Raw genomic sequence first — 24138 nt, 5'->3', positions numbered from 1 at the left:
GGCCCTCAGGCCATTTGCACCTGTGCCTGCACCGTGTCCGACTCATCCGGCGCCACGGGGATGGCATCTTCAGGCGGCGGCGGGGCGGTACGCTGGCGCAGATGCACCGCATGGTCGGCCTGGCTGTTCCAGATCCCCGCATGCACGCGCGCCAACACCACGGGATCGTCCAGCAGCTTGATCTTCTGCGGTTCGGTCAGCACGTCCACGCCAAGGTCCAGCACCCGCTCCACCTGCTTGTCGCGCTGGGCTTGATTCAACGCGTTGGGCCGGTGGCGGCCGGTAGCCATGGCGCAGGCCAGGGCGTTGACGGTGGGGTCGGCCACCGCATCCTCGAAAGTGGGGATGTGCGGCACGCCACGGTTCTGCGCGGTATAACGCCGGGTCGCCTGCAATTCGGTCGGCGGCTGGGTCTCTTCCGGAATACGGAACAGGCGATCCAGATACGCCCGCCGGCCCAGGTCGACGCGGCTGGAGGCCACCGACAGCGGGATGATCAGCAGCAGCGACGCCAGAATGGGCAACATCCACAGCAGGAAGACCGGATTGAGCCAGGCCACCAGTGCCGCCCAGCAAATACCCAGCAAGGTCTGGCCGCCATGGCGTTTGAGCGCGTCACCCCAGGTGGTCGCGTCGTTGTCGCGGGCCGGCGAAATCCACTTGGCCGACAGCCCCAGGAAGGCGGCGACGACGAAGCGCGTGTGGAACAGCATCCGCACCGGCGCCAGCAACATCGAGAACATCACTTCCAGCAGCATGCTGCGCAGGGCGCGGCCCCGGCCGCCATACAGCTTGGCGCCGCGCGCCCAGACCAGCAGGATGCCGAGGATCTTGGGCAGGAACAGCAGCACGAAGGTGGTCGAGAACAGGGCGATGGCCTTGTCCGGATGCCATTGCGGCCAGATCGGGAACAACTGGCGTGGTTCGACGAAGTACTGTGGTTCGGTCAGCGTATGCACCGCCAACAGCGCGGTCGACAGCAGCAGGAACAGGAACCACAGGGGCGCCGACAGATAGGACATCACGCCGGTCAGGAACACCGCCCGGTGCACCGGATGGAAGCCGCGGATGAAGAACAGCCGGAAATTCATCAGGTTGCCGTGGCACCAACGCTGGTCGCGCTGCAATTCTTCCAGCAGGTTGGGCGGCAGTTCTTCATAGCTGCCCGGCAGATCGTAGGCGATCCACACCCCCCAGCCGGCGCGCCGCATCAGCGCGGCTTCGACGAAGTCATGCGACAGGATGGCGCCGGAGAACGACCCCTTCCCTGGCAGTGGCGCCAGCACGCAGTGGCGCATGAACGGCGCCAGCCGGATGATGGCGTTATGCCCCCAGTAGTGCGACTCGCCCAGCTGCCAGTAATGCATGCCGGCCGTGAACAGCGGGCCGTAGACGCGGGTGGCGAATTGCTGGATGCGGGCGTACAGGCTGTCCATGCCGCTGGCTTGCGGCGAGCTCTGGATGATGCCGGCGTCGGGGCTGGCTTCCATCAGCTGTACGAGCGACTTCAGGCATTCGCCGTTCATCACGCTGTCGGCGTCCAGCACCACCATGTAGCGGTAGTTGGCGCCCCAGCGGCGGCAGAAGTCGTCGATATTGCCGCTCTTGCGCTTGACCCGGCGGCGGCGGCGGCGGTAGAAGATGCGGCCGAAGCCTCCCACCGCCTTGCACAATTCGACCCAGGCCCGCTGTTCGGCCACGCAGATGTCGGCCTTGTAGCTGTCGCTAAGGATGAAGATGTCGAAGCGGTCCAGCGAATCCGTCTGGGCCAGCGACTCATATGTGGCCCGCAGCCCGGCAAAGACGCGCGAGACGTCCTCGTTGCAGATCGGCATGACCAGGGCGGTACGCGCGTTCGGCTCGATGGGCTTGTTGTCGACGCCGCGGGCTGAAATGCTGTAGCGGTCGCGCCCGATGAGCAGTTGCAGGAAGCCCATCATGGCGGTCCAGAAACCGGCCGACACCCAGGCGAACAGCAAGGCGAACAGGAAAAGAATGCCGATTTCCAGGATCTGGCGGCCCTGATAGGGCAGCACGCCCTTCATATAGTAGGTAGCGATGACCGTCTGCACCACCACCAGGAACAGCAGCGCCATGCGCCGGCGGCTGCCCGCCCGGCGCCAGCTCTGATCCATGTGCGGGGCGACCGCCTCGTAGTCAGGCGCGGGGGGTTGGCTTCCGCCCTTCAGACGGCGCCAGCCCCGCACCAGCGGGTTGGTGATCCAGGGCTCCGGCGACATGGGCGTGCGGTTCAGCGGCGGGGCCGAAGGCAGGCAGATGCCGGCCGTCTCGGTCTGGGTCGCGTGTTCCGCCGCGGCCTGGTCGACCGCGTCGCTGGCTGCCAGCCGGCCGCGCGCCGAAGCGGCGACGGCGTCGTCCGCGGGCGGCGCGCCGTCGGCCAATTGGCGGTGCACGGCGTCCAGCGGCGGATCGCCCGCGCTGGCTGCCTCCGAGGCCAGCCGCTCGAAAGCCGTTCGGTTCTCGGGCGGAAGGGCCAGACGGCTCAGGTAATCCGAGACGTCTTCCAGGGAGGAGGGATTATTTAGCTTCAGGTTCATTGGGCAGGCGATAGCTCCAGGTTTCCGACAAAGGCGCTTGGCCATTGGTCAGGAAAGCCCGCATTTCCACCGGTTTGGTCTGATCTTTGACATTCACCCGCAAGGTCAGGCGGCGGCCGCCTGTCACGCTGTTGGGACGTACGCTGTTTTCGACGATCTGGCCGTTGCCGTCGACCCACGTGTCGGCGGTGACGGTGGAGTCGGTGGGCAGCGATTTGAGCGAATCACCGACGAAGTCGACCACGAAGGTGATGCTGCCGTCGGAACGACGCACCAGGTCGGAGCCTTTGACTTCATCACGCGAACGGCGGGTCTGAGCGACCCAGGCCAACGGCGTTGCGTGGGCCTTGCTGTCGTTCATCGTCCAGGTCATGCGGTAATCCGCGTCCAGCGGCTCGCCCTTGCCGGGCGGCTTTTCCGGAACCCAGAACGCCACGATGTTGTCATTGGTTTCATCTTTCGTGGGGATCTCGACCAGTTGCACGCTGCCTTTGCCCCAGTCGGTCTTGGGCTCGATCCACAGGCTGGGCCGCTTCTCGTAGTGATCGTCCAGGTCTTCATAGCGGCTGAAGTCGCGGCCACGTTGCAGCAGGCCGAAGCCCTTGGGGTTCTCCGCCGAGAAGGCGCTGACCTGCAGGCGGCGCGGGTTGTTGAGCGGACGCCAGACCCATTCGTCGTTGCCGGTGTGGATGGCCAGGCCATCCGAATCGTGCATTTCCGGACGATAGTTGGTGACCTGCGAGGGCTGGTTGGAGCCGAACAGGTACATGCTGGTCAGCGGCGCCACACCCAGACGGCCGACCTGGTCGCGCAGGAAGATGCGGGCCTTGACGTCGATCACCGTGTCTTCGCTATTGGGACGCAGCACGAAGCGGTAGGCACCGGTGGCGCGCGGCGAGTCGAGCAGCGCGTAGATGGTCAGGTAGTTGTCTTCCGGGGAAGGCCGGGCGATCCAGAACTCACGGAAGCGCGGGAATTCCTCGCCGGAGGGCAGGGCGGTGTCGATCGCCAGGCCGCGCGCGGACAGGCCATACGTCTGGCCCTTGCCGATGACGCGGAAATAGCTTGCGCCCAGGAAGGAGGCGAGTTCGTCGTCCTTCTTGTCCTTGCTGTTGACCGGATACAGCACGCGGAAACCGGCGAAGCCCAGGTTCTTGAGGGCCGACGGATCCAGCTTCAGGCTGCCGTAGTCGAAGTCGTTGGGATCGAACTGGATTTCATGGACGCCGGCGGCGTCGATCTCGTTGATCTTCACGGGGGTGTTGAAGTGCATGCCCTCGTGATAGAAATTCAGCTGGAATTTGGTGCCGGCGCCGCGCCAATGCAGACGGTCGTTCTTGAAACGGACTTGCTGATAGCCGGCGAACTTCAACTCCTGCAGCGAATCGGGCAGGTTGGGTTCGGGGGCCTTATAGCTTTTGTCGGCCAGTTCCCTGGCCTGTTTCATGACGTCGAAGAACGAGAAGGCCTGCGCGGATTGGGCAAGACCCATTCCGGCGAACGCAGCCGTCGTTAAGGCAAGGGCAGACAACGCGCCGGTCAACCGGCGATAAGAAAACGAGAACACGTGAGTCGGCCTCTGGCTCCGGTGGGTGGGAGGGGTGTAACAGCGCGATTTTTGCACAATGTCCCCACGGATTGGGCCAGGACCCCCGGAAACGTGAAATAAATTCTTGCGAGGCGTATTTCCTTAATTCAGCGTGGCTGATTGAGGAAAGCCGCTAATTGCGTGCGGATCGGACGCACTTATTGCCCGGCTACTCAATAACTCCACCCCCATCGCAGACACCGCGGAGCTGGCTTTGCCAGTCCGCCAGTGTCGCCCCCTTGAGGGGGAGGCGCAGCGCGCCTGGGGGTGGGTTTCCCTTCGCCCCCCTTGAGGGGGAGGCGCAGCGCGCCTCGGGGGTGGGTCTACTCTTCGAAGTCGCCGGTGCCTAGTGGCGTGATGCCGTCCGTAGGGGCGTTGAGCGCTTCTTCAGCCGCGGCGCGTATGCGTTCGCTGCCGCGTTCGAAGGCCTTGAGCAGGGCGCTGCCGGTGCCGTCCTCGGCGCCGAAGCATTCCCGCAGGGCGTCGCCGGAAATTTCAAACTTGCGTGGCTCGCCCTTGATAGTCAGGGAAAAGATGATGTCGTCATCCTTGACTTGGGCATTGGTCGCGCTGGCAAAAGTTCCCATGGTGCATCTCCCGTGCGTGAAGCAAACGTCATGCGCACGGGCCGGATGGCGCGTGCGCATGACGGTTGAAACTGGGGCCGCCGCCCGGCGTGAGTCGCGTCAATGACGTGCGGGTTCCACACGCAGATACCGCGAGCCTGGCGCCGTGGTGGCGACGGCGCGCCTCACGCTTAGCGGGAGCCGCCGGTATTGGGGGCGGAATTGGTGGGTTCGGCCATATTACCGCTGGTGCCCTTGCTCATGGAACCGCTCGAATGGTTCATCGAACCGCTCGAATGGCTCTTCGAGCCACTCTTATGCGTGGCGTCGCTGTTCTTGGTGCCCTTTTGCGTGTTGGCAGCAGGCGTGGCGCCCGAGTTCTTGGACGTGGGATTCGCCGTGCCGGCGGGCACCTTGGAATTGTTCGGCGGAGTCGCCGTGCTGTCATTCGGCGTGGTGGAGGGCGTGGTCGGAGCCATCGTCTGGGCCTGGGCCGCGCCCATGATGCAGAAAGAGGCGATGGCCACAGCGGAAGTCAGTTGGCGAATCTTCATATCTATCTCCTTGCCGTCACTTTGGACGGGGGTTGAACAGAGTGCAAAGCACCGACAGTTCCGCAAGTGGCGTGCCTCCAACCACACGCGTGCGATGAATTTATTAGTAACATTCTTCAGGGGCGCCTTGGGGATTGCTGGCTGGCAATCCCCGAGCCTTCGTGGCCTGGCCGGCTTACGCCTGCTTCGGCGCGCCCTGCGTCGGCGCCGGATGCAGGCGCGAACGGGGGCCCGCCTTGAGCAACTGGCTGGGCACGTCGTGGCCCACCATCGTGGGCAGGGCCGCGCCGATGTCCAGCAGTTGCTGTACGTCGATGCCGGTGTCGTAGCCCATCAGGTTCAGCATGTGCACCAGTTCCTCGGTGCAGGCATTGCCGCTGGCGCCGGGCGCATAGGGGCAGCCGCCCAGGCCGCCCAGGGAGGCGTCGAAGCGGTCCACGCCCTCGTCCAGCGCCGCCATGGTATTGGCCAGCGCCATGCCGCGCGTGTTGTGGAAGTGCAAGGTCAAGGTCAGGTCCGGGAACAGCTTGCGCGTCTCGCGGGCGATGCGCGCCACTTGCGACGGATAGGCCATGCCGGTGGTGTCGCACAGGGTCACGCCGTGCGCGCCCAGGGCGGCGAAGCGGCCCACCAGTTCGAACACCTGATAGGGATCGATATCGCCTTCCATGGGGCAGCCGAAGACGGTGGACAGCGACACGTTGATGTCGACGCGGCTGCCGCGTACCGCCGAGATCACGTCGGCCAACTGGTCCAGCGACTGCGCGCGGGTCATGCGCAGATTGGCCTGGTTGTGCGTCTCGCTGACCGACATCACCAGATTCACTTCATCGACATTGCATTCCAGCGCCCGCTGGGCGCCGCGCACGTTCGGCACCAGGACGGTGTAGACCACGTCCGGATTGCGCTGGATGCGATGCATGACGATCTCGGCATCGCGCAGCGCGGGAATGGCCTTGGGCGAGGTGAAGGAGGTCACCTCGATCTTGGCGTAGCCCGCGGCGGACAGCCGGTCGATGAAGGCGATCTTGTCTTCGGTCTCGATGAACAGCTTTTCGTTCTGGAAGCCGTCGCGGGGCGCGACTTCCTGTATGTACAGCTTCTTGCCGGGCTTGGATTGCGTCGTCATGGCAGGGTTCCTCAGATGATGCCGCGCGCGCGCCAGTCGGCACGGCGTTGCGCGTCCACACCCAGCGCGTCCAGCACTTCGTCGGTATGCTGGCCCAAGGTGGGCGCGGGACTGTGCACTTCGCCGGGAGTGGCCGACAGCTTCGGCACGATGCCGGGCAACTGGATGGGCGTGCCATCGGGCAGCGTGCCGTCGAGAATCATGTCGCGTGCGCGGAAGTGGGGGTCGCCGGCGATGTCGGCTACGTCGTAGATCTTGCCCGCCGGGATCTGGCCTTCGTTCAGGCGCTGCAGCACCTCGTCCATGCCATGGCGGCCCGTCCATTCGGATATCGCCGCGTCCAGCATCTCCACGTGCCGCACGCGGCCGCTGTTGTTGGCCAGCTCCGGCAGGTCGGCCAGGTCCTGGCGCCCGATCACGCCCATCAAGCGCTTGAAGATGCTGTCGCCGTTACCGGCGATCAGCACGTACTTGCCGTCCTGGCAACGATAGGCATTGCTGGGCGCGATGCCGGGCAGGCTGCTGCCGGCGGGCTGGCGCACTTCGCCGAAGACCGCGTACTCGGGCAGCAGGCTTTCCATCATGTTGAAGACGGACTCATACAGCGCCACGTCTATCATCTGCCCCACGCCGCTCTGGTCGCGGGTGCGCAGGGCCAGCAGGATGCCGATCACGCCATGCAGGGCCGACAGCGAGTCGCCGATGGAAATGCCCACCCGCACCGGCGTGCGGTCCGGTTCGCCGCTTAGGTGGCGCAGGCCGCCCATGGCCTCGCCGATGGCGCCGAAGCCGGGCAGGTCGCGATAAGGCCCGGTCTGGCCGTAGCCCGACACGCGCAGCATCACCAGCCGCGGGTTGATGGCGCGCAGGTCTTCCCAGCCCAGGCCCCATTTCTCCATGGCGCCCGGCTTGAAGTTTTCCACCACCACGTCGACGTCCTTGATCATGGCGCGGATCAGGTCCTGCGCTTCGGCCTGGCGCAGGTCCAGGCTGACGGACTTCTTGTTGCGCGACTGCACCTGCCACCAGACCGACGTGCCGTCGTGCAGCAGCCGCCAGTTGCGCAGGGGGTCGCCTTTGCCGGGGGGCTCGATCTTGATGACCTCGGCGCCGAATTCGCCCAGCATCTTGGCGGCGAACGGACCGGCGATGAGCTGGCCCAGTTCAAGCACGCGGATGCCGCTCAAAGGTTTGTTAGACATGGATAGCCTCGTGAATCTTGTCTCAGTGTTTCTGCTTGCCCAGATAGGCTTCGCGCACGCGGTCGCTGACCAGCAATTCCTGGCCGCTTCCTTCCATGACGATGTGGCCGACTTCCAGCACATAGGCGCGATCGGAAATCGACAGCGCCTGGTTGGCCATCTGTTCCACCAGCAGGATGGTCATGCCGCGGTCCTTCAATGACTTGATGATGCGGAAGATCTCCGCCACGATCAAAGGCGCCAGGCCCAGCGACGGTTCGTCCAGCATCAGGATGCGCGGCTTGCCCATCAGCGCCCGGCAGATCGCCAGCATCTGCTGTTCCCCGCCCGACAGGGTGCCGGCATATTGGTCGCGGCGCTCCTTCAGTCGGGGGAACATGGCGAAGCAGGCTTCGATTTCCGGCATCAGCGCGTCGGGTGATTCAGGGCGCAGGAAAGCGCCCAGCATCAGGTTGTCGAAGACGGTCTGGTCCGGAAACACCTGGCGGCCTTCCGGCACGTGGGCGATGCCCAGGCCGACCCGCTTGTGCGCGGGAATGCCGGCCAGGTCCTGGCCGTCGAACAGCACCTGTCCGCTGGACTTCTCGATGCCGGACAAGGCCCGCATCATGGTGCTCTTGCCGGCGCCGTTGCCGCCGATGATGGTGACGATCTCGTTGCTGTCCACGTGCAGCGAGACCTGTTTGAGTGCGTTGACGGCGCCATAGCTGACCGCCAGGTTCTTGATGTCGAGCAATCGGGTCATGGCCGTCTCCTATGCCGCCGCCGTGCCCAGATAGGCCTCGATGACTTTGGGATTTTCCTGGATGTGGTTGGGCAGGCCCGCGGCGATCTTGATGCCGTAGTCCAGCACGACGATGTGGTCCGAAATGGCCATCACCAGGTCCATGTGGTGTTCGATCAGCAGCACGGTCAGGCCCTTGTCGCGCAGCTTGACGATGAGGTCCGTCAGTTCTTCGGTCTCGGCCGGGTTGAGACCGGCCGCGGGCTCGTCCAGCAGCAGCAGATCGGGCATGGCGGCCACCGCGCGGGCGATTTCCAGGCGTCGCTGCAGGCCGTAGGGCAGGCTGTTGGCGATGTCGTCGGCATAGCGTTGCATGCCGAAGAAGGTCAGGATGGCGTAGGCCTCGCGGCGCATGCGCCGTTCTTCCGCCAGGGCGCCAGGCAGGCCCAGCAGGTTGGCGACGAAGCCGGATTTCTGCACGCGGTAGAACCCGACCATGACGTTTTCCAGCGCGGTCAGGCCTTCGAACAGCTTCAGGTTCTGGAAGGTGCGGCCGATGCCGGCGCCGGCGATCTGGCTGGCCGTCAGGCCCACCAGCGCGCGGTCCTGGAAGCGGATCGTGCCGGCGTCCGGCTTCACCAGCCCGGACAGCAGGTTGAGGGTGGTGGTCTTCCCCGCGCCGTTGGGACCGATCAGCGAAACGATGTCGCCGCGCTTGAGGCTGAAGGACACCTTGTTGGTGGGCACCACGCCGCCGAAGGCCTTGTACAGGTCCTTGACGTCCAGGAACGCCGAGCTGAGCCCGCCGCTGGCCGCCGGCTTCACGGGAGTCCAGGTGCCGGCCTGCGCGCGGTCGGTATCCGACAGCTTGCTGCGGCGGGGCAGCACCTTGGCCAGCAGGCCGGACAGGCCTTCGGGCATCGCATACAGCGCGAACAGCAGGATCAGGCCGTAGGCGAAATGCTGCACTTCAGGCCAGCGCGCCAGCATGGCGTCGATGATGGTCAGCACCACCGCGCCCAGGAAGGAGCCCACCGGGGAGCGGCCGCCGAACAGCACCAGCACCAGGAAGAACACCGACAGGTTGAAGTTGACGAAATCCGAGTTGATGTACTGGTTCTGCTGCGCCACCAGGCCGCCGGCGATGCCGCAGGTGATGGCGCTGATGGTGAACGCCAGGATCTTGAAGCGGTAGACGCTGATGCCCACGCTTTCGGCGGCGATCTCGGACGTGCGTACCGCCGCGAAGCCGCGGCCGAAACGGCCGTTCAGCAGCAGCGACGTCATGGCATGCAGGGCCAGGCCGATCACCACCACCACGATGACCCACTGGCGGCTGTCCAGCGGCGCGCCGTTGATCGCCAGCCCGGTGATGCCGTAGAAGCCTTCCTGGCCCTTGAAGACATCGGTCCATTCCGACACGATCTTTTCGATCAGCAGGCCGAAGGCGATGGTCACCATGGCCAGGCTGGGGCCCTTGACCTTCAGCGCCGGAATCGCGATCAGCACGCCGAACACGCCCGACACGCCCACGGCGGCCAGCAAGGCCAGCCACGGATTGACCTGATAATTCACGGTCAGCAGGGCCACCGTGTAGGCGCCCACGCCGAACAGGCCCGCGTGACCCAGCGACTTCTGGCCGGTCTGGCCCACCAGGATGTTGAAGCCGGTGGCGGCGATGTAGTAGATGCCGATGTTGAACAGGATCAGCAGATAGAAATCGTTGAGGCCCGAATAGGCCACGCCCACGACCAGGGCGGCGACGATCAGCGGCGCGAGAATTTTTGCGAGATTCATACTTTCTCCGCGTGCACACGGCCCAGGATGCCGGCCGGACGGAAATACAGCACCACGATGATCAGGCCGAAGACGGCGATCTCGCGCAGGTTGGAGTACCACAGGCCGATCAGCGATTCGAGCAGCCCGATCAGGAAGCCGCCGAAGATGCAGCCGCGCGGATTCTCCAGACCGCCCAGGATGGCGGCGGAGAACGCTTTCAAGGACAGCAGCGTGCCGACGAACACGGAAGCGGTGGCGATGGGGGCGACCATCACGCCGGCCACGGCGGCCAGCGCGGAGCTGATGACGAACACGCCGATGGCCACGGCGTTGGCGTTGATGCCCATCAGGCTGGCGGTGGCCTTGCTGAAAGCCACGGCGCGCACCGCCTTGCCCATCTTGGTCTTGTGCAGCAGCCAGTCGAACACGATCATCAGGACCAGGGTGGTGGCGAACACCAGGATTTCCTGCGGCCGCACGCCGGTACCCAATATGTTGACGATGCCGTCGCCCAGCGGCGAGGCCAGCGCGATGGGGGCGGGGCCCCAGATCAACAGCGCCAGGTTCTGGATGATGATGCCGAAGCCGATGGTGCTCATGACCCACGACAGGCCGGCTTCGCCTACGAAGTGCTTGATGGCCGTGGCATAGAGCAGGTAGCCGAGCAGGCCCAGCACCAGCATGGCGGCGAACAGGGCGAACAGGAACGCGCCCCAGGTGACGTCGGCCGGATTCGGAAAGCCGGTCAGGCGGCCCTGGCTCAGCAGCACGATGGCGCTGACGCCGATCAGGCCGGCCAGCGCCAGGAACGCGCCCTGGCCAAAGTTGAAGGTCTTGGTGGTCGTGTAGGTGATGCTGAAGCCGAACGCGACCAGGGCATAGACGCTGCCCATGGCCAATCCACTCAATATGGCTTGTAGTATCTGCATGCTGGGGCCCCCTGACGCCGTTGCCCCCAGTGGCCGAAACGGCTTGGGGGCAGGGCGCGGTAACGATAAAAACGAGTACTTAGAGTTTCAGGTCGGCCGGCGTGATGGCCTTGGTGACTTCATCGTCGACCGACACCACCTTGCCGTCGATCCAGCGCACCAGACGGAAATCCTTCACCGACAGGGCTTCATGGTTCTCGGCGTTGAACGGCTTCTCGTAGGTCTTGATCACGCCCTTGGCTTGCGTCAGGTTGTCCAGCGCGGCCTGGACCTTGTCGCCGTCGGCGGACTTGGCCTGCTCCATGGCGGCGGCGAACAGCTTGACCGAGTCATACGCCTGGGCCGCCATCACGTAGGTGGGCAGCGGGCCGCGCTTGAGCAAGGTGTCGTAGAGCGCCTTGGATTCGGGCGAGGAATCTTCCGTGATGGACGCGGTGAAGATCATCTTCTTGGCCAGGTCGGGACCCGCGATGCGCAGGAAAGGCGAGCTGAGGTTGGCCCACGAAGCCAGCGTGACCGGGAAGTAGTTGATCTTCTCCAGGCTGCGCATGACGTGCGCGTTGGAGTCGGCCAGCGCGTAGACGATCAGCGTATCGGCGCCCGAGGCCTTGATCTTGTTCAGCTGCGAGCTCATGTCCGTGTCCTTGGGACCGAACTTCTCGTTGGCGACCGGCGTGATCTTGTGCAGCGCCAGGATCTCCTGCGCGTCTTTGGCGCCTTGCTGGCCGTAGCCGGTGGTGTCGGCGATGATGGCGACCTTGCCGTTCTTGCTGGCGCGCGCGGCGTAGGCGGCCAACAGGGCGATCTGGTCGCGGTCGCGCATCGACACGCGGAAGATGTAGTTGGGCGGCTGCTTGGCATAGCGCGCAGTGATGTCGGTGGCGGTGGCCACCGGCGAGATCGTCGGGATCTTCTTCTGCTGCACGATGTGCAGCCAGGCCAGCATATTGCCCGAGTTCACGCCGCCGATCATGGCGCTGACTTTCTCGTTGTCGACCAGTTCGTTGGTGTTCTGGATGGCCTTGGGCGGCGCGCCGACATCGTCGCGCGCCACGATCACCACTTTGCGGCCGAGCACACCGCCGGCGGCGTTGAGCTCGTCGGCGGCCTGGCGGGCGCCCGCCAGTGCGGAGATGCCGAAATCGGCGCTGCCGGTGGCCGACATGTCGCTGTTGAAGCCGATCTTCAGATCGTCGGCCACGGCCGCGGCGCTGGCGGCGGTCAGGGCGGCGGCCAGCACGGTGGTGTGCAGGCGCTTGAGTAAGGTCTTGTTCACTGCGTCTCTCTCCTTTGGAAGCTCCGCCGGAAGGCGGGCTTGCGGTATGTACCGGTTATCGATGCTGGTTTGCTGACTTCGTTGTGCGGATGGGCGCTGGCCGTGCCGTCAGGCCAGCACCAGGCTCGCGCCCTTGTTGCCTATCATCATGGTCGCCGCGCAGATGTTGGCCGACGGCATGGCCGGGATCACCGACGAATCGATCACGCGCAGCGCCTGCACGCCATGCACGCGCAGCTGCGGGTCGACCACGGCCAGCGGATCGCCTGCCGGACCCATGCGGGCCGTGCCGTTGACGTGGTAGGACGACACGCCGTAGCGGCGCGCGAAGTCCAGCAGTTCGTCATCCGACTGGCACAGCGCGCCGGGCAGCGATTCGCCATCGAAATACTGGGCCAGCGCTTGCGACTGCAACAGGCTGCGGGCCAGGCGGATGCCGCGCACCAGGGTGATCTGGTCGTCGGGATGCGCCAGGTAGTTGGCGTTGATGACGGGATCTTGCAGCGGGTCGTTGGACCGCACGCGCACCTGGCCGCGGCTTTGCGGGCGGTGCTGCCACACGCCGGTGGTCATGCCGGGGAATTCATCGAGCACGCCGACGTAGCCTTCCTTGTAGCTGGCGGGGGTGAACACGCCTTGCAGGTCAGGCGCGTCCAGGCCGGGCCGCGACTGCCAGAAGTAGTGCAGCAGCGACGGGCTGAGCGCCATGATGCTGGGCTTCTTCAGCAGCCAGCGGCTGATCTGGCCAGCCAGGCGCAGGCCCTTGACCAGCTGGTTCATGGTCTGCATGTTCTTCACGCGCGCCACCACCCGGACCGAGTAATGGTCGCTCAGGTTCTCGCCGACGCCGGGCAGGTCGCGCACCACCGCGATGCCCTGCTCGCGCAGGAAGTCGGCGGGGCCCAGGCCGGACAGCTGCAGCAGCTTGGGCGTGTTGATCGCGCCGCTGGACACGATGACTTCGCGGCGCGCCTTTACCGCCCGCACGGACGATGGCTGGCGCGGGTCGCAATACGCCACACCGACCGCGCGCGTGCCTTCGAAGAGGACGCGGGTGGCCTGGGCGTAAGTGCGTACGGTCAGCGCGTGGCGGGCGCGGGCGGGTTTCAGGAAGCAGCGCGCGGTGCTCATGCGCCAGCCGCGGTCGATGGTGCGCTGGAAGTAGCCGACGCCGGCCTGCGTGGCGCCGTTGTAATCGGGATTGCGCGGCATGCCCAGCTCCTGCGCGCCGGTCATGAAGGCCTCGCACAAGGGGTGGATCCAGTCGATGTCGCTGACGGGCAGTTCGCCCTGGCGGCCGCGGTAACGGTCATCGCCGCCGACCCGCCGCTCCATCGATTTGAAGTAGGGCAGCACGTCTTCATAGGACCAGCCCGTATTGCCCAGGCTGGCCCAGTGGTCGTAATCCGCGGCCTGGCCGCGGTTGTAGACCAGGCCGTTGATGGACGTGGAGCCGCCCAGGGTCCGGCCCTGCGGGATGGGAATGCGGCGGCCGTTGGTCAGCGCGGTGGGTTCGCTGGAGAACTGCCAGGCGTAGGTCGGATTGAAGACCGCCTTGATGAAACCGGCGGGGATGTGCAGGAAGGGGCTGCGGTCCGGCGGACCGGCTTCCAGCACACAGACCGACGCGCCGCTGGCGCTCAGGCGGTTGGCCAGGATGGAGCCGGCCGCGCCGGAGCCGACGATGACGTAGTCGAAGGCGTCGGCGTCACGCAAGGAGGTTTGTTCGGCAGCGTTCATGACCTGATGACGGACGGCGACCGTCCGCGTACCCGGGGAAATAGTAAGAAAAGGACCAGTAAGAAAAAGACCGGAAGCGGAGTTCCCCCGCGTTCCGGACAGACCTGACTAGGACTGGCGCGCGGCCTGGGACGGCTTGCCCGCGAACGTCTTGCCCGCAAGGCAGACATACTTCAGTTCGAGAAATTCCTCGATGCCGTACTTGGAGCCTTCGCGGCCGATGCCGGATTCCTTCACGCCGCCGAAGGGGCCCACTTCGTTGGAAACCGCGCCGGTATTGACGCCGACGATGCCGTATTCCAGGGCCTCCATCACGCGCCACACGCGTTCCAGGTCGGCGGTGTAGAAATATGCGGCCAGGCCGGAATCGCTGTCGTTGGCGCGGGCCAGCACGGCTTCTTCCGATTCAAAGGTACAGAGGCCCACCACGGGTCCGAAGATTTCTTCGTGCGCGATGTCCATGTCTTCCGTGATGCCGTCCAGCAGCGTGGGCTGGAACAGCAGCGTGTCCGGCGTGGCGAGCTTGCCGCCAGCCAGCACGCGAGCGCCCTTGGCGGTGGCGTCGGCGACCAGGCGGCCCACCTTCGCGACGGCGCGCTGGTCGATCAGCGGACCGATGGTCACGCCCTGATCCAGGCCGTTGCCCAGTTTCATGCGTTCGATTTCGGTACGCAGCCTGGCACCGAAGGCTTCCGCCACCGAGCTGTGCACATAGACGCGGTTGGCGCAGACGCAGGTCTGGCCGGCATTGCGGAACTTGGACGCCATCAGGCCTTGCACGGCCTCGTCCAGGTCGGCGTCCTCGAACACGATGAAGGGGGCGTTGCCGCCCAATTCCAGCGACAGCTTCTTGATGTTCGACGCGCTTTGCTGCATGAGCAGGCGGCCGGTGGCCGTGGAGCCGGTGAAGGTCAGCTTGCGCACCGTGGCGTTGCCGGACAGTTCGCCACCGATGGGGGCGGGGTCGCCGGTGACCACGTTCAACACGCCGGGCGGGATGCCGGCCTGTTCACCGAGCCAGGCCAGGGCCAGGGCGGTGTAGGGTGTCAGTTCCGAAGGCTTGAGCACCACGGTGCAGCCGGCGGCGAGGGCCGGGCTGACCTTGCGGGTAACCAGGGCGGACGGGAAATTCCACGCGATGATGGCGGCCACCACGCCGACCGGCTGGCGGATCGCCATCAGGCGCTGGTCGGCGCGCGGCGTCGGCAGGACATCGCCGTAGATCCGCTTGGCTTCCTCGGCGAACCATTCGACGAAGGACAGCGCGTAGTTCAGTTCGCCACGGGCTTCGGCCAGGGGCTTGCCCTGTTCGAGCGTCAGCAGCAGGCTCAGGTCGTCCGCGTGCTGTTCTATCAGTTGCTGCCATTTGCGCAGGATGGCGCCGCGTTCCTTGCCGGTCTTGGCGCGCCAGGCGGGGAGGGCGTCATCGGCTGCCGCGATGGCGCGGGCCGTTTCGTCGGCGCCCAGGTTCGGAACCGTGCCCAGGGTGCTGCCGTCGTAGGGGTTGCGCACCGTGATGGTGGCGCCGTTGTCGGCATCGCACCAGGTGCCGCCGATATATGCCTGCTGCCGCAGCAGTTGGCCATTGCGCAAAGTCATTTACTTGTCTCGCTCTCTTGCTCCGGCGCTTTCCCTGGGGAAAACGTGGCCGGGACTGGGTTTTTTCGCAGTCTAGCAACGGCCCGGCGATGAACCGAAGCAGCCATTTGTGATGCTGCCATCGCCGTTCGCGATGGCAAACGGCTGAGCTGGCTACAATGGCGGCGAATCCCTAGTGTTCTGGTGTCCGCGGGCCATGCGTCTCGATCCTCTTTCCCTCAAGCTTTTTATCAGCGTGGTCGAGCTGGGCACCATCGCGGCGGCGGCGGAGCGCGAACATATCGCCGCGGCGGCGGTCAGCAAGCGCATCAGCGAGCTGGAAGAGACGCTGTCCATACGTCTGTTGATACGCACCAACAAGGGCATACGGCCGACGCCGGCGGGTGTGGAGCTATCCACCATGGCGCGGCGCGCGCTGCATGAACTGGATGATATTGCCGTGCATATGCGCGAGTACGCGATCGGCCTGCGCGGCTTCATTCGCGTGCATGCCAATATTTCGGCGATCACGCAGTTCCTGCCGGAAGACATCAAGGCGTTTCTCGGCGAGTACCCCAATGTGCAGGTGGACCTGGAAGAGAAGATCACTTCCGCCATCATCAAGTCGGTGGTGGAGAATGCGGCCGACGTGGGGATTTTTTCGGGAGAGGCGCCGGATTCCGATGTCGAGGTCTTTCCTTATCGCGAGGATGTGCTGGCGCTGGTCGTGCCGGCGGATCATCCGTTGGTTGACAGGCCCGGTTTCCGCTTCGTCGATGCCCTGGACTATGACTTCATCGGCCTGCATCGCGGCAGCGCCATCAATCGCGTGCTGACCAACGCCGCCAACGACGAGAAACGCAATATCCGGCTGAAGGTGCAGTGCACCGGTTTCGATGCCCTGTGCTTCATGGTCGATTCAGGGCTGGGGGTGGGCGTGCTGCCGCTGGAGCTGGCGCGGCGCTATTCCGTGATGTTCAACTTTCGCATCATCCCCCTGTCGGAGACCTGGGCGCGCCGCAAGATCCAGATCTGCGTGCGCGCGTTCGACGCGCTGCCCACGGCGGCCAAGCTGTTCGTCCACCATCTGGGCAAGCGCCGGGAAGGGGATCAGGGAGGGTGAATCACTGCATGCGGACCAGACGCAATGACTCGCCGGACGGTAGCAATATGCGATAGACCTGGCGCTCGCCTTCTTTCAGGTCTGTCTGCTCCGAAATCATGATGTTCGGGCACAGGGCCACGCCCGTGGTAAGGCGCAGGATATGGTGGCCTGGATCCAGCGCCACGGAAAGGTATTCGCCGGAGTCCATCGCGAACGATTTGCGGTTGTCGATATAAATCGTGTACCTGCATGCGCTGCCGACAAAGCCCGAGTCACGGAAGAAAGCGATGACGCCCTTGCCGGGATTTTCATCACGAGAAGCCACCAACTCAGCTGCATAGACGCGCTCCGGGGGGACTTGCGTGCCGTTGGTTTCCGTAATGGGAGTCGTCGAACAGGCCGACAGCAATGCGCTTGACAGGAGCAGGGCGGCGAGGCGGAACAGCATGTCTATCCTTCTTGTGAGTGGCTAGGGCAGATTCATCGGCGAGGAGAGCCGCGGGCGCGAGTTTATATCCAACCCAGCAGCTTGAACCACGCATAGTCCAGCGGCACGATGACGATGGCCGTGAAGGCGGCGATGACCAGGCATAGTTTCAGGCCGTCGCGTGGCGCCACCTTGCCCATGCCCATGGCCACCACCAGCGGGGCCGCCTGGTAGGGCAGCACCGGCGTCGCATAGCCGATCACCTGGATCATCAGCACGGTAAGCAACGTCATGCCCGAGCCGTCGGCCAGCGATTGCGCCAGCGGCGTGTACAGCGCCGGCACGCCATTCGCGGTGACGACGAAATTCAGCACGCTGGTCAGGCCGGCCAGCGCGGCGAAGTTGCGCAGAGGCTGGGCGGGATCGAGCGGCAGCAAGGCCAGCAGCCAGCCGCCGATGGCATGGCCCAGTCCGGTCGCGGTGACCAGGGCGGCCAGCCCAAGAATGGCCGCCACATACAGGCAGGTGCGGACGTTCACGCCGCTGGCGAATTCGTCGCCGGTCAGGAAACCGACGCGCGGCAACAGGCAGATGCAAGCGGCGGCCAGGCCCACCCAGGCCGGCGAAATGCCGTGCACGGTATCGGTCATCCATAGCAGCAGCGTGAGCACCAGCAGCAGGCTCAGGCGTTTTTCCGCGGCGCTGAGCGGCTTGCGCGTCGCCACCGCGGCGATGGTTTGCGGCTTGGCCGGGAACATGACGCAGATGGTGGCCAGCAGTGCCAGGCCCTTTACCAGCCCCAGCACGGGCGCATGCAGGAAGAAATACGAGAGGTACGCGAAATGCAGGCCATAGGCCTGTTCCGCGGCGCCCGCCATCACCAGATTGGGCACGTTGGCGGGCAGGATGCTGGCAGACAGCTGGTACGTGCCCATGCCCACCGCCAAGGCCAGGCCCACGCGGCCGCGGCTGCCCTCGGCCAGGCCGGCACGATCGGCCAGGGCCATGATGATCGGCATCAGCAGCGCGATGCGGCCCATGTTCGACGGCATCACGAAGGCCAGGCCATAGGTCAGCAGGATGACGCCGCCCACCATGCGCGGCCAGGAGCCGTCCAGGCTGGCGGACAGCGCGCCGGCCATGCGGTCGGCCAAACCGACCTTGCGGATGGCCAGGCCCAGCACGAATCCGCTCAATACCAGCCAGAACGCCGCCGACGCAAAGCCGGAGAAGATGACGTCGACGGGCGCCACGTGCAGAATCGCCGCGGCGGCGAAGAACAGCAACGCGACCAGATATTCCGGCAGTCTTGCGGTCGCCCACAATACGATGGTCACGGTCACCAGAATGGCGGCCGGCAACAAGCCATGCTCCACGTACGTCTCCTCCGCCTATGGATAAGCGTATCCAGGCTTTTTATGTTCGCTGCGGAGAATAAGACGAATCGGCCGAATTTAAAAATCGTCCGGGCCCTCCCTCAGGGATCTTCCCTTGGGATATCCCTTGAGGCCAAGGCCCGGACACCCGCCTTACTGTTCGAGAAGGAACACCCGCGTCAGTCCGCCTTCGGGCTTGGTCTGCACGCCCTGGCCCGCGTACACCATCACCGAACGGCGCATGCCCCGCCGGCCTTCGCTCACCTCCACCGTGCCCGACCGCACTTCCACGCGGACGGCGCTGCCGGCGCGGCGCATGCCGAAACTCGCGCCATCTTCGGTACGTGCCGCCACGATGAAGGCCTTGGCGACGAAGGCCCGGTTCGCATCCTTGGCGATGCGGAATTCCGCCGCGCCGTCCTCCATCGTGACTTCACGGCGATGTTTGTAGTATTCGACGTCGAGCACGGTGCCCTGTTCCAGCGCGGCCTGGGAGCCGTCGGGCAGGATGGTCGCGGGCTGGTTTTCCGTGGCGGCGGGAAGGCGCGCGCTATAGGTAGGCGTGGCCAGCAGCTCCGGCAAGGTGATCGCTGCCAGTACCACGAGCATGATGGCCACTCCCAGGCGACCCGCGCGGCGGCGGCGCAGCTGTTCTTCCTGATAGGCAGCGCGATACGTGGGCAAAGGACGGTGGCGCGGCATGGCGGCGGTTCTACCAGGTGAATCTTTTTCGGCCTGAAGTATAGATTTTTCTCAAAATGAGTGGGGGAAATGCCGTTCTCATGCGTCTACATCTATAAGATGCCTTCGCGCGCAAGTTGCCCGCGCGTGGAACTCGTCGACGGCGCCTTGGTCCCAAGCTTCGACCAGGACGGAACTCCCGCATTGAGATACTGCATGCCCAAGCCATCGAAACGGCCTTTTTCTCGCATAATCATCCCCACCGTCGTCATTCTCCTGGTCCTCGCCGCGTGGCTCCTGCTGCGTACGCGCGAGGTGGTCGACACCGTTCCGATCGCCCGCGGCGACATCGAGGTCAACGTCACCGCGCTGGGGACCTTGCAGCCGCGCAGTTATGTGGACGTCGGCGCGCAGGCCTCCGGTGAGATCCGGCGTATCGCCGTCCACGCGGGCAGCAAGGTCAACAAGGGCGACCTGCTGGTGGAAATCGATCCCGCCGTCCAGCAATCCAAGGTCGATGCCGATATCGCCGCGCTGGATGGCCTGCGGGCGCAGCGCGCCGAGCAACAGGCCCAGCGCGATCTGGCCCGGCAGAAGTACGAACGCCAGCAACGCATGGCCCGCGAAGGCTCCACGCGCCAGGAAGACGTGCAGACCGCTTACGCCGACCTGCGCGTGGCCGAAGCCCGCATTGCCAGCCTGACGGCGCAGATCGCCGGCGCCTCGTCCACCTTGAAGGGGGATCAGGCGCAATTGGGCTATACGCGTATCTTCGCGCCCATGGCGGGCACCGTCGTCACCCTGGACGCGCGGGAAGGGCAGACCTTGAACGCGACGTACCAGACGCCCAAGATCCTGCGTATCGCCGACCTGTCCTCGATGACGGTGTGGACGGAGGTTTCCGAAGCCGACGTGCGGCGCGTGAAGCCGGGCATGGCGGTCTACTTCAAGACCCTGGGTGACGAGCGCCGCTGGACCGGGCGCGTGCGGCAGATCTTGCCCGCGCCGCCCAATCCGCCCGAATCCGATACCGCCAGCGGCGGCCAGAAGGCGCCGGCCACGCCGGGCGCGGGCAAGGTGGTGCTGTACACCGTGCTGTTCGACGTCGATAACGCGGATGGCGCGCTGATGCCGCAAATGAGCGCGCAGGTCTTCTTCGTCGAGGACGCCGCCAAGAATGTATTGGTGGCGCCCCTGCCGTCCATGCACGCCGTGGCGGACAAGCCGGGGGTCTATACCGCGCAGGTGCGCCTGGCCGACGGCAAGATCGAAACCCGTGAAATCCAGACGGGCGTGCGCGATCGCTTGCAAGCGGAGGTGCGGTCGGGTTTGCAGGAGGGCGATCGTATCGTCACGAGCATCCGCCGTGAGCGCGCCGCGGATGGGAAGGTTCAGTGGTGATGGCGGAAAAATCGCCGGAATTTTCGACTGGCGCTTCGGAAGGCGCTACGGCGGCCGCCGGCGCGGTGCCGTTTCTGATCGAACTGCGTGATATCCGCAAGTCTTACGGCGGCACGGACGGCAGCCCCGCCACTGACGTGTTGCGCGGCGTTTCGCTGAGTATCTCCGAAGGCGAGTTCGTCGCCATCATGGGCGCGTCGGGGTCCGGCAAGTCGACGCTGATGAATATTCTCGGGTGTCTGGACCGCCCCACGTCCGGCGAATACCGCTACGCCGGCCAGGACATCGCCACGTTCTCCGCCGATGAGCTCGCGTGGCTGCGGCGCGAGGCGTTCGGTTTCGTGTTCCAGGGCTATCACCTGATCCGCTCCCTGGATGCCTTGCGCAACGTCGAGGTGCCCGCCGTCTATGCCGGCGGTTCGGCGCGCCAGCGGGAAAGCCGCGCGCGTGCCCTGCTGACCCGGCTGGGGCTGGAAGACCGGATGGAGCATCTGCCCAGCCAGTTGTCCGGCGGGCAGCAGCAGCGTGCCTCCATCGCGCGTGCGTTGATGAACGGCGGCCACATCATCCTGGCCGACGAGCCGACCGGAGCGCTGGACACCAAGAGCGGCGCCGAAGTGATGGCCTTGCTCAAGGAGCTCGCCGACGCCGGCCACACCATCATCTTGATCACACACGATCGCAGCGTGGCGCAGCAGGCGCGGCGCATCATCGAAGTGCGCGATGGCCAGGTGATCGCGGATTCCGGCACGCCGGCCCCCTGCCTGGATGCCGGGGTTGCCGGCGCGACAGCGACTCCAGCGCAGTCGCAGTCGCCGTCATCGGCCTTGACGACCACACGCGATTTCGCGGCACGCATGGAGGAGGGCGTGGCGCACACGGCCAGTCCCTGGGCCGATATCCGCGAAGCTCTGATCTCCGCGCGGCGTGCCTTGGCCGTCAACCGTTTTCGCACCATATTGACCCTGTTGGGGATCATCATCGGGGTGGCCTCGGTGATCGTCATGTTGGCGGTCGGCGCGGGCGCGCAGGCGAACGTGATGGCCAAGATGGCCGCTTACGGCGCGAATCGCATGTACGTTATTCCCGGCAGCGATGATCCGCGCGCGCTGGGTGGCACCTTGAAGGAGGCCGACGTGGACATCGTACGGCGCGTGCCCAACGTCGCCGACGCGATTCCTTTCCTGAAAGGACAGGTGACGCTGCGTGCGGGCAACATCAGCAGTTCCGTGTCGCTGTGGTCGGTGGCCAGCCATGCGCCCCAGATCATGCATTGGGAAACCGCGCGCGGCGTGTTCTTCACGGCGCGGGATGACCGCGAACTGGCGACGGTGGCGGTGCTGGGCAAGAAGGTGGCGCACCGGCTGTATGGCGACGCCAGTCCGGTCGGCCAGTACATGCTCGTGAACAACGTGCCGTTCCAGGTCATCGGCGAGATGAAAGAGAAGGGCGCCCTGACGGGGGATTCCGATGACGACGACGTGGTGTTGATTCCTTTCTCCACCGGCAGCCGGCGCGTGTTGGGCCTTACCAACCTGTCGTGGATTTCGGTGGCGATCGATGATATTTCCAAGTCTTCTGAAACGCAGAAAGCGATCACGGAAACGTTGACCGCCGCGCATCGCATGGAAGACTTCAAGATCTTCAATGCGGCCGCCGCGGTGAAGGCGCAGCAGGAGACCCAGCAGACCCTGACGATACTGCTTGGACTGATCGCGGCGATTTCCCTGTTGGTGGGCGGCATCGGGGTGATGAACATCATGCTGATGACGGTGCGTGAACGCACGCGCGAGATCGGCATCCGCATGGCCACGGGCGCGCGGCAGCGGGATATCCAGCGGCAATTCCTTAGCGAGGCGGTGGTGGTGTCCCTGGTGGGGGGCGCCCTGGGCGTGGTGATCGGCCTGGGCTTGGGGATCGCCTTGCTCGCGGCGGGCGCGCCGGTGCTGTTTTCCGTGCGGGCCATTCTTGGGGCGTTCGGCTGCGCCTTGGCCACGGGTTTGATCTTCGGCTTCATGCCGGCGCGCCAGGCCGCCAGGCTGGATCCCGTCGTGGCGTTGGCGAGTGAGTAATGATGAATAAGCAGTGTCATAAGATTCCGTGCCGTCGCACCGCCATCATGGTGGCGCTTTGCGCCACGTTGGCCTTGAACGGCTGCGGCCTGCCCGTGGCGCAGACCAAGGCGGATCTGGCGCTGCCTGCCGGCTGGCAGGCGCCCAATGCCGCGGACGCGGCCCGCGTGGACGCGACCTGGTGGCGCGGTTATGGCGATCCTGAACTGTCCCGGCTGGTCGAGCAGGCGCGCGTGGACAGCTACGACGTCGCCGCGGCGGCCGCGCGGGTGCGCCAGGCCGAGGCATCGGCGGTCGTCGCCGGGGCGCCGTTACTGCCCAAGGTCGATGCAAATTTCAAGGTCGACCGTCTGAAGCAGACCGGCTATTCCGCGTACACCAGCTACAACGCGGGTCTGTCGGCCAGCTACGAGCTGGACCTATGGGGAGGTAATCGCGCGGCCTGGCAGTCGGCGCTGGCCACGTTGACCGCCACCGAGTACAGCCGCGCCGCCGTCCTGATGACCTTGACGGCCGGTGTGGTGAACACCTATTTGCAGACGCTGGCATCACGCGAGCGCGCCGACATCGCGCGCCGCAATCTGGCGGCGGGCGAGCGCATTCTCGCTTTCATCGATTCGCAGTACCGCGCCGGCGCCGCCACCGCCCTGGATCTGAGCCAGCAGCGCGGCCTGGTTGCCAGTCTGCGTCAGGCCGTCACGCTTTACGACCAGCAGGCGCGCGAAAGCCAGACCGCGCTGGCCATTCTGGCCGGCAAACCGTCGCAGGCCATTGCTGTCGCGGGCGCCACCTTGGACGCTGTGCAGGCGCCCAGTGCCAGCGCCGGTGTGCCGTCCGACTTGCTCACGCAACGGCCGGACGTGGCCCAGGCCGAACGTCAATTGGCGGCGGCCGATGCCGATGTCACCGTGGCGCGTGCCGCCATGTTGCCCAGTCTGACCCTGACCGCGAGTGGCGGTTATGGCAATGATCGTTTGCGCGGCCTGTTCGACCATCCCATCCATGATCTTGCTGCCGGCCTGACCGCGCCCATCTTCAATAATGGTTTCTTGTCCGGCCAGCGTGATCGGGCGCTGGCGCGCCGTGAAGAGCTGCTGGCCGATTACCGTGGCGCCATCATCAAGGCCCTGGGCGATGTGGAGACGGCGCTCAATGCCCTGGACGGCTATGCGCGTCAGCAGCAGGACCAGGACGAAGTCGTAGCCCAGGCCCGCGAGTCCGTCCGCCTGGCCGAATCCCGCTACCGCGCCGGCGCCATCACGTTACAGACCCTGCTCGACGCCCAGCGCGTCCAGTACGACGCCGAAGACGCCGCCGTAGTGCTGCGCCTGTCCCGCCTGCAGGCCTCCGTATCCTTGTACAAAGCCTTGGGCGGCGGCTGGCGCCAGGACGCGCCGGCCGGCTGACAGTTCGCAAAAACCGGCGCGGAAATGAAAAACGCCCAGCCGAAGCT

The 24138-nt window shown here is 65.4% G+C and carries 19 protein-coding genes; 4 read left to right on the top strand and 15 right to left on the bottom strand.

What is annotated here, in order from left to right:
* Positions 1-5: 5 nt before the first annotated feature.
* The 12 genes from mdoH to ASB57_RS20985 all read right to left on the bottom strand — a co-directional run bounded on the left by mdoH (position 6) and on the right by ASB57_RS20985 (position 15644).
* A complete protein-coding gene (mdoH, locus tag ASB57_RS21040) occupies positions 6-2558 on the bottom strand; it encodes a glucans biosynthesis glucosyltransferase MdoH (RefSeq protein WP_057653978.1) in 2553 nt (850 codons plus the stop codon).
* On the bottom strand, positions 2539-4050 hold the full coding sequence (locus tag ASB57_RS21035; protein WP_057653977.1) for a glucan biosynthesis protein G: 1512 nt from the start codon (positions 4048-4050) through the stop codon (positions 2539-2541). The genes mdoH and ASB57_RS21035 overlap by 20 nt, the downstream gene beginning before the upstream one ends.
* A gap of 419 nt (positions 4051-4469) precedes the next feature.
* A complete protein-coding gene (locus ASB57_RS21030; protein ID WP_057653976.1) occupies positions 4470-4733 on the bottom strand; it encodes a DUF1488 family protein in 264 nt (87 codons plus the stop codon).
* 170 nt (positions 4734-4903) lie between these two features.
* A complete protein-coding gene (locus tag ASB57_RS21025) occupies positions 4904-5266 on the bottom strand; it encodes a hypothetical protein (RefSeq protein WP_057653975.1) in 363 nt (120 codons plus the stop codon).
* Between the two features lie 175 nt (positions 5267-5441).
* On the bottom strand, positions 5442-6395 hold the full coding sequence (locus tag ASB57_RS21020; RefSeq protein ID WP_057653974.1) for a hydroxymethylglutaryl-CoA lyase: 954 nt from the start codon (positions 6393-6395) through the stop codon (positions 5442-5444).
* A gap of 11 nt (positions 6396-6406) precedes the next feature.
* Positions 6407-7597: a CaiB/BaiF CoA-transferase family protein gene (locus tag ASB57_RS21015; protein ID WP_057653973.1), complete on the bottom strand. Its 1191-nt coding sequence runs from the start codon at positions 7595-7597 to the stop codon at positions 6407-6409.
* 22 nt (positions 7598-7619) lie between these two features.
* The gene (locus tag ASB57_RS21010) at positions 7620-8342 is read right to left on the bottom strand and encodes an ABC transporter ATP-binding protein (RefSeq protein WP_057653972.1); all 723 of its coding nucleotides are present in this window, start codon (positions 8340-8342) and stop codon (positions 7620-7622) included.
* Between the two features lie 9 nt (positions 8343-8351).
* Complete coding sequence (locus ASB57_RS21005) at positions 8352-10118, bottom strand: ATP-binding cassette domain-containing protein (protein ID WP_057653971.1); 1767 nt, start codon at positions 10116-10118, stop codon at positions 8352-8354.
* Entirely contained in the window at positions 10115-11029 is a 915-nt protein-coding gene (locus ASB57_RS21000) for a branched-chain amino acid ABC transporter permease (RefSeq protein ID WP_082621739.1), read from the bottom strand. The genes ASB57_RS21005 and ASB57_RS21000 overlap by 4 nt, the downstream gene beginning before the upstream one ends.
* 79 nt (positions 11030-11108) lie before the next feature.
* Positions 11109-12305, bottom strand: coding sequence for an ABC transporter substrate-binding protein (locus ASB57_RS20995; RefSeq protein ID WP_057653969.1), 1197 nt, complete (start codon positions 12303-12305; stop codon positions 11109-11111).
* A 108-nt stretch (positions 12306-12413) separates the two neighbouring features.
* Positions 12414-14045 (bottom strand): GMC family oxidoreductase, encoded by a 1632-nt coding sequence (locus tag ASB57_RS20990; RefSeq protein ID WP_057653968.1) that lies wholly within the window; start codon positions 14043-14045, stop codon positions 12414-12416.
* Positions 14046-14153: 108 nt separating this feature from the next.
* Positions 14154-15644 (bottom strand): NAD-dependent succinate-semialdehyde dehydrogenase, encoded by a 1491-nt coding sequence (locus ASB57_RS20985; protein ID WP_057653967.1) that lies wholly within the window; start codon positions 15642-15644, stop codon positions 14154-14156.
* 196 nt (positions 15645-15840) lie between these two features.
* On the opposite strand from ASB57_RS20985, the gene ASB57_RS20980 reads away from it, so the two are divergent.
* Positions 15841-16746 (top strand): LysR family transcriptional regulator, encoded by a 906-nt coding sequence (locus ASB57_RS20980; RefSeq protein WP_057653966.1) that lies wholly within the window; start codon positions 15841-15843, stop codon positions 16744-16746.
* 1 nt (position 16747) lies between these two features.
* Here ASB57_RS20980 and ASB57_RS20975 read toward each other — a convergent pair whose 3' ends face one another.
* The 3 genes from ASB57_RS20975 to ASB57_RS20965 form a co-directional block, all read right to left on the bottom strand.
* Positions 16748-17176 carry a hypothetical protein gene (locus tag ASB57_RS20975; RefSeq protein WP_057653965.1) on the bottom strand — a complete coding sequence of 143 codons (429 nt, stop codon included), beginning with the start codon at positions 17174-17176 and terminating at the stop codon, positions 16748-16750.
* A 62-nt stretch (positions 17177-17238) separates the two neighbouring features.
* Complete coding sequence (locus ASB57_RS20970) at positions 17239-18531, bottom strand: SLC13 family permease (protein WP_057653964.1); 1293 nt, start codon at positions 18529-18531, stop codon at positions 17239-17241.
* Between the two features lie 153 nt (positions 18532-18684).
* Positions 18685-19233 carry a FecR domain-containing protein gene (locus tag ASB57_RS20965; protein ID WP_057653963.1) on the bottom strand — a complete coding sequence of 183 codons (549 nt, stop codon included), beginning with the start codon at positions 19231-19233 and terminating at the stop codon, positions 18685-18687.
* A 195-nt stretch (positions 19234-19428) separates the two neighbouring features.
* Here ASB57_RS20965 and ASB57_RS20960 point away from each other — a divergent pair, with 195 nt between their 5' ends.
* The 3 genes from ASB57_RS20960 to ASB57_RS20950 are packed head-to-tail and all read left to right on the top strand — an operon-like array spanning position 19429 to position 24091.
* Entirely contained in the window at positions 19429-20613 is a 1185-nt protein-coding gene (locus tag ASB57_RS20960) for an efflux RND transporter periplasmic adaptor subunit (protein ID WP_057653962.1), read from the top strand.
* Positions 20613-22685 carry a MacB family efflux pump subunit gene (locus ASB57_RS20955; RefSeq protein WP_057656317.1) on the top strand — a complete coding sequence of 691 codons (2073 nt, stop codon included), beginning with the start codon at positions 20613-20615 and terminating at the stop codon, positions 22683-22685. Before ASB57_RS20960 ends, ASB57_RS20955 begins: the two co-directional genes overlap by 1 nt.
* Positions 22685-24091, top strand: a complete 1407-nt coding sequence (locus ASB57_RS20950) for an efflux transporter outer membrane subunit (protein WP_231755208.1) — start codon at positions 22685-22687, stop codon at positions 24089-24091. The genes ASB57_RS20955 and ASB57_RS20950 overlap by 1 nt, the downstream gene beginning before the upstream one ends.
* Positions 24092-24138 lie beyond the last annotated feature (47 nt).

The organism is Bordetella sp. N, assembly GCF_001433395.1.
GTDB lineage: Bacteria > Pseudomonadota > Gammaproteobacteria > Burkholderiales > Burkholderiaceae_B > Bordetella_C.
Note: the sequence above shows the minus strand (reverse complement) of the source record. Positions and strands in the feature narration are given on the sequence as shown.

Excerpts from the sequence above, each read along its gene's own strand:
- mdoH (WP_057653978.1), bottom strand. The coding sequence starts at position 2,558 with ATGAACCTGAAGCTAAATAATCCCTCCTCCCTGGAAGACGTCTCGGAT.
- ASB57_RS21035 (WP_057653977.1), bottom strand. The coding sequence starts at position 4,050 with ATGGGTCTTGCCCAATCCGCGCAGGCCTTCTCGTTCTTCGACGTCATG.
- ASB57_RS21030 (WP_057653976.1), bottom strand. The coding sequence starts at position 4,733 with ATGGGAACTTTTGCCAGCGCGACCAATGCCCAAGTCAAGGATGACGAC.
- ASB57_RS21025 (WP_057653975.1), bottom strand. The coding sequence starts at position 5,266 with ATGAAGATTCGCCAACTGACTTCCGCTGTGGCCATCGCCTCTTTCTGC.
- ASB57_RS21020 (WP_057653974.1), bottom strand. The coding sequence starts at position 6,395 with ATGACGACGCAATCCAAGCCCGGCAAGAAGCTGTACATACAGGAAGTC.
- ASB57_RS21015 (WP_057653973.1), bottom strand. The coding sequence starts at position 7,597 with ATGTCTAACAAACCTTTGAGCGGCATCCGCGTGCTTGAACTGGGCCAG.
- ASB57_RS21010 (WP_057653972.1), bottom strand. The coding sequence starts at position 8,342 with ATGACCCGATTGCTCGACATCAAGAACCTGGCGGTCAGCTATGGCGCC.
- ASB57_RS21005 (WP_057653971.1), bottom strand. The coding sequence starts at position 10,118 with ATGAATCTCGCAAAAATTCTCGCGCCGCTGATCGTCGCCGCCCTGGTC.
- ASB57_RS21000 (WP_082621739.1), bottom strand. The coding sequence starts at position 11,029 with ATGCAGATACTACAAGCCATATTGAGTGGATTGGCCATGGGCAGCGTC.
- ASB57_RS20990 (WP_057653968.1), bottom strand. The coding sequence starts at position 14,045 with ATGAACGCTGCCGAACAAACCTCCTTGCGTGACGCCGACGCCTTCGAC.
- ASB57_RS20985 (WP_057653967.1), bottom strand. The coding sequence starts at position 15,644 with ATGACTTTGCGCAATGGCCAACTGCTGCGGCAGCAGGCATATATCGGC.
- ASB57_RS20980 (WP_057653966.1), top strand. The coding sequence starts at position 15,841 with ATGCGTCTCGATCCTCTTTCCCTCAAGCTTTTTATCAGCGTGGTCGAG.
- ASB57_RS20975 (WP_057653965.1), bottom strand. The coding sequence starts at position 17,176 with ATGCTGTTCCGCCTCGCCGCCCTGCTCCTGTCAAGCGCATTGCTGTCG.
- ASB57_RS20965 (WP_057653963.1), bottom strand. The coding sequence starts at position 19,233 with ATGCCGCGCCACCGTCCTTTGCCCACGTATCGCGCTGCCTATCAGGAA.
- ASB57_RS20960 (WP_057653962.1), top strand. The coding sequence starts at position 19,429 with ATGCCCAAGCCATCGAAACGGCCTTTTTCTCGCATAATCATCCCCACC.
- ASB57_RS20955 (WP_057656317.1), top strand. The coding sequence starts at position 20,613 with ATGGCGGAAAAATCGCCGGAATTTTCGACTGGCGCTTCGGAAGGCGCT.
- ASB57_RS20950 (WP_231755208.1), top strand. The coding sequence starts at position 22,685 with ATGATGAATAAGCAGTGTCATAAGATTCCGTGCCGTCGCACCGCCATC.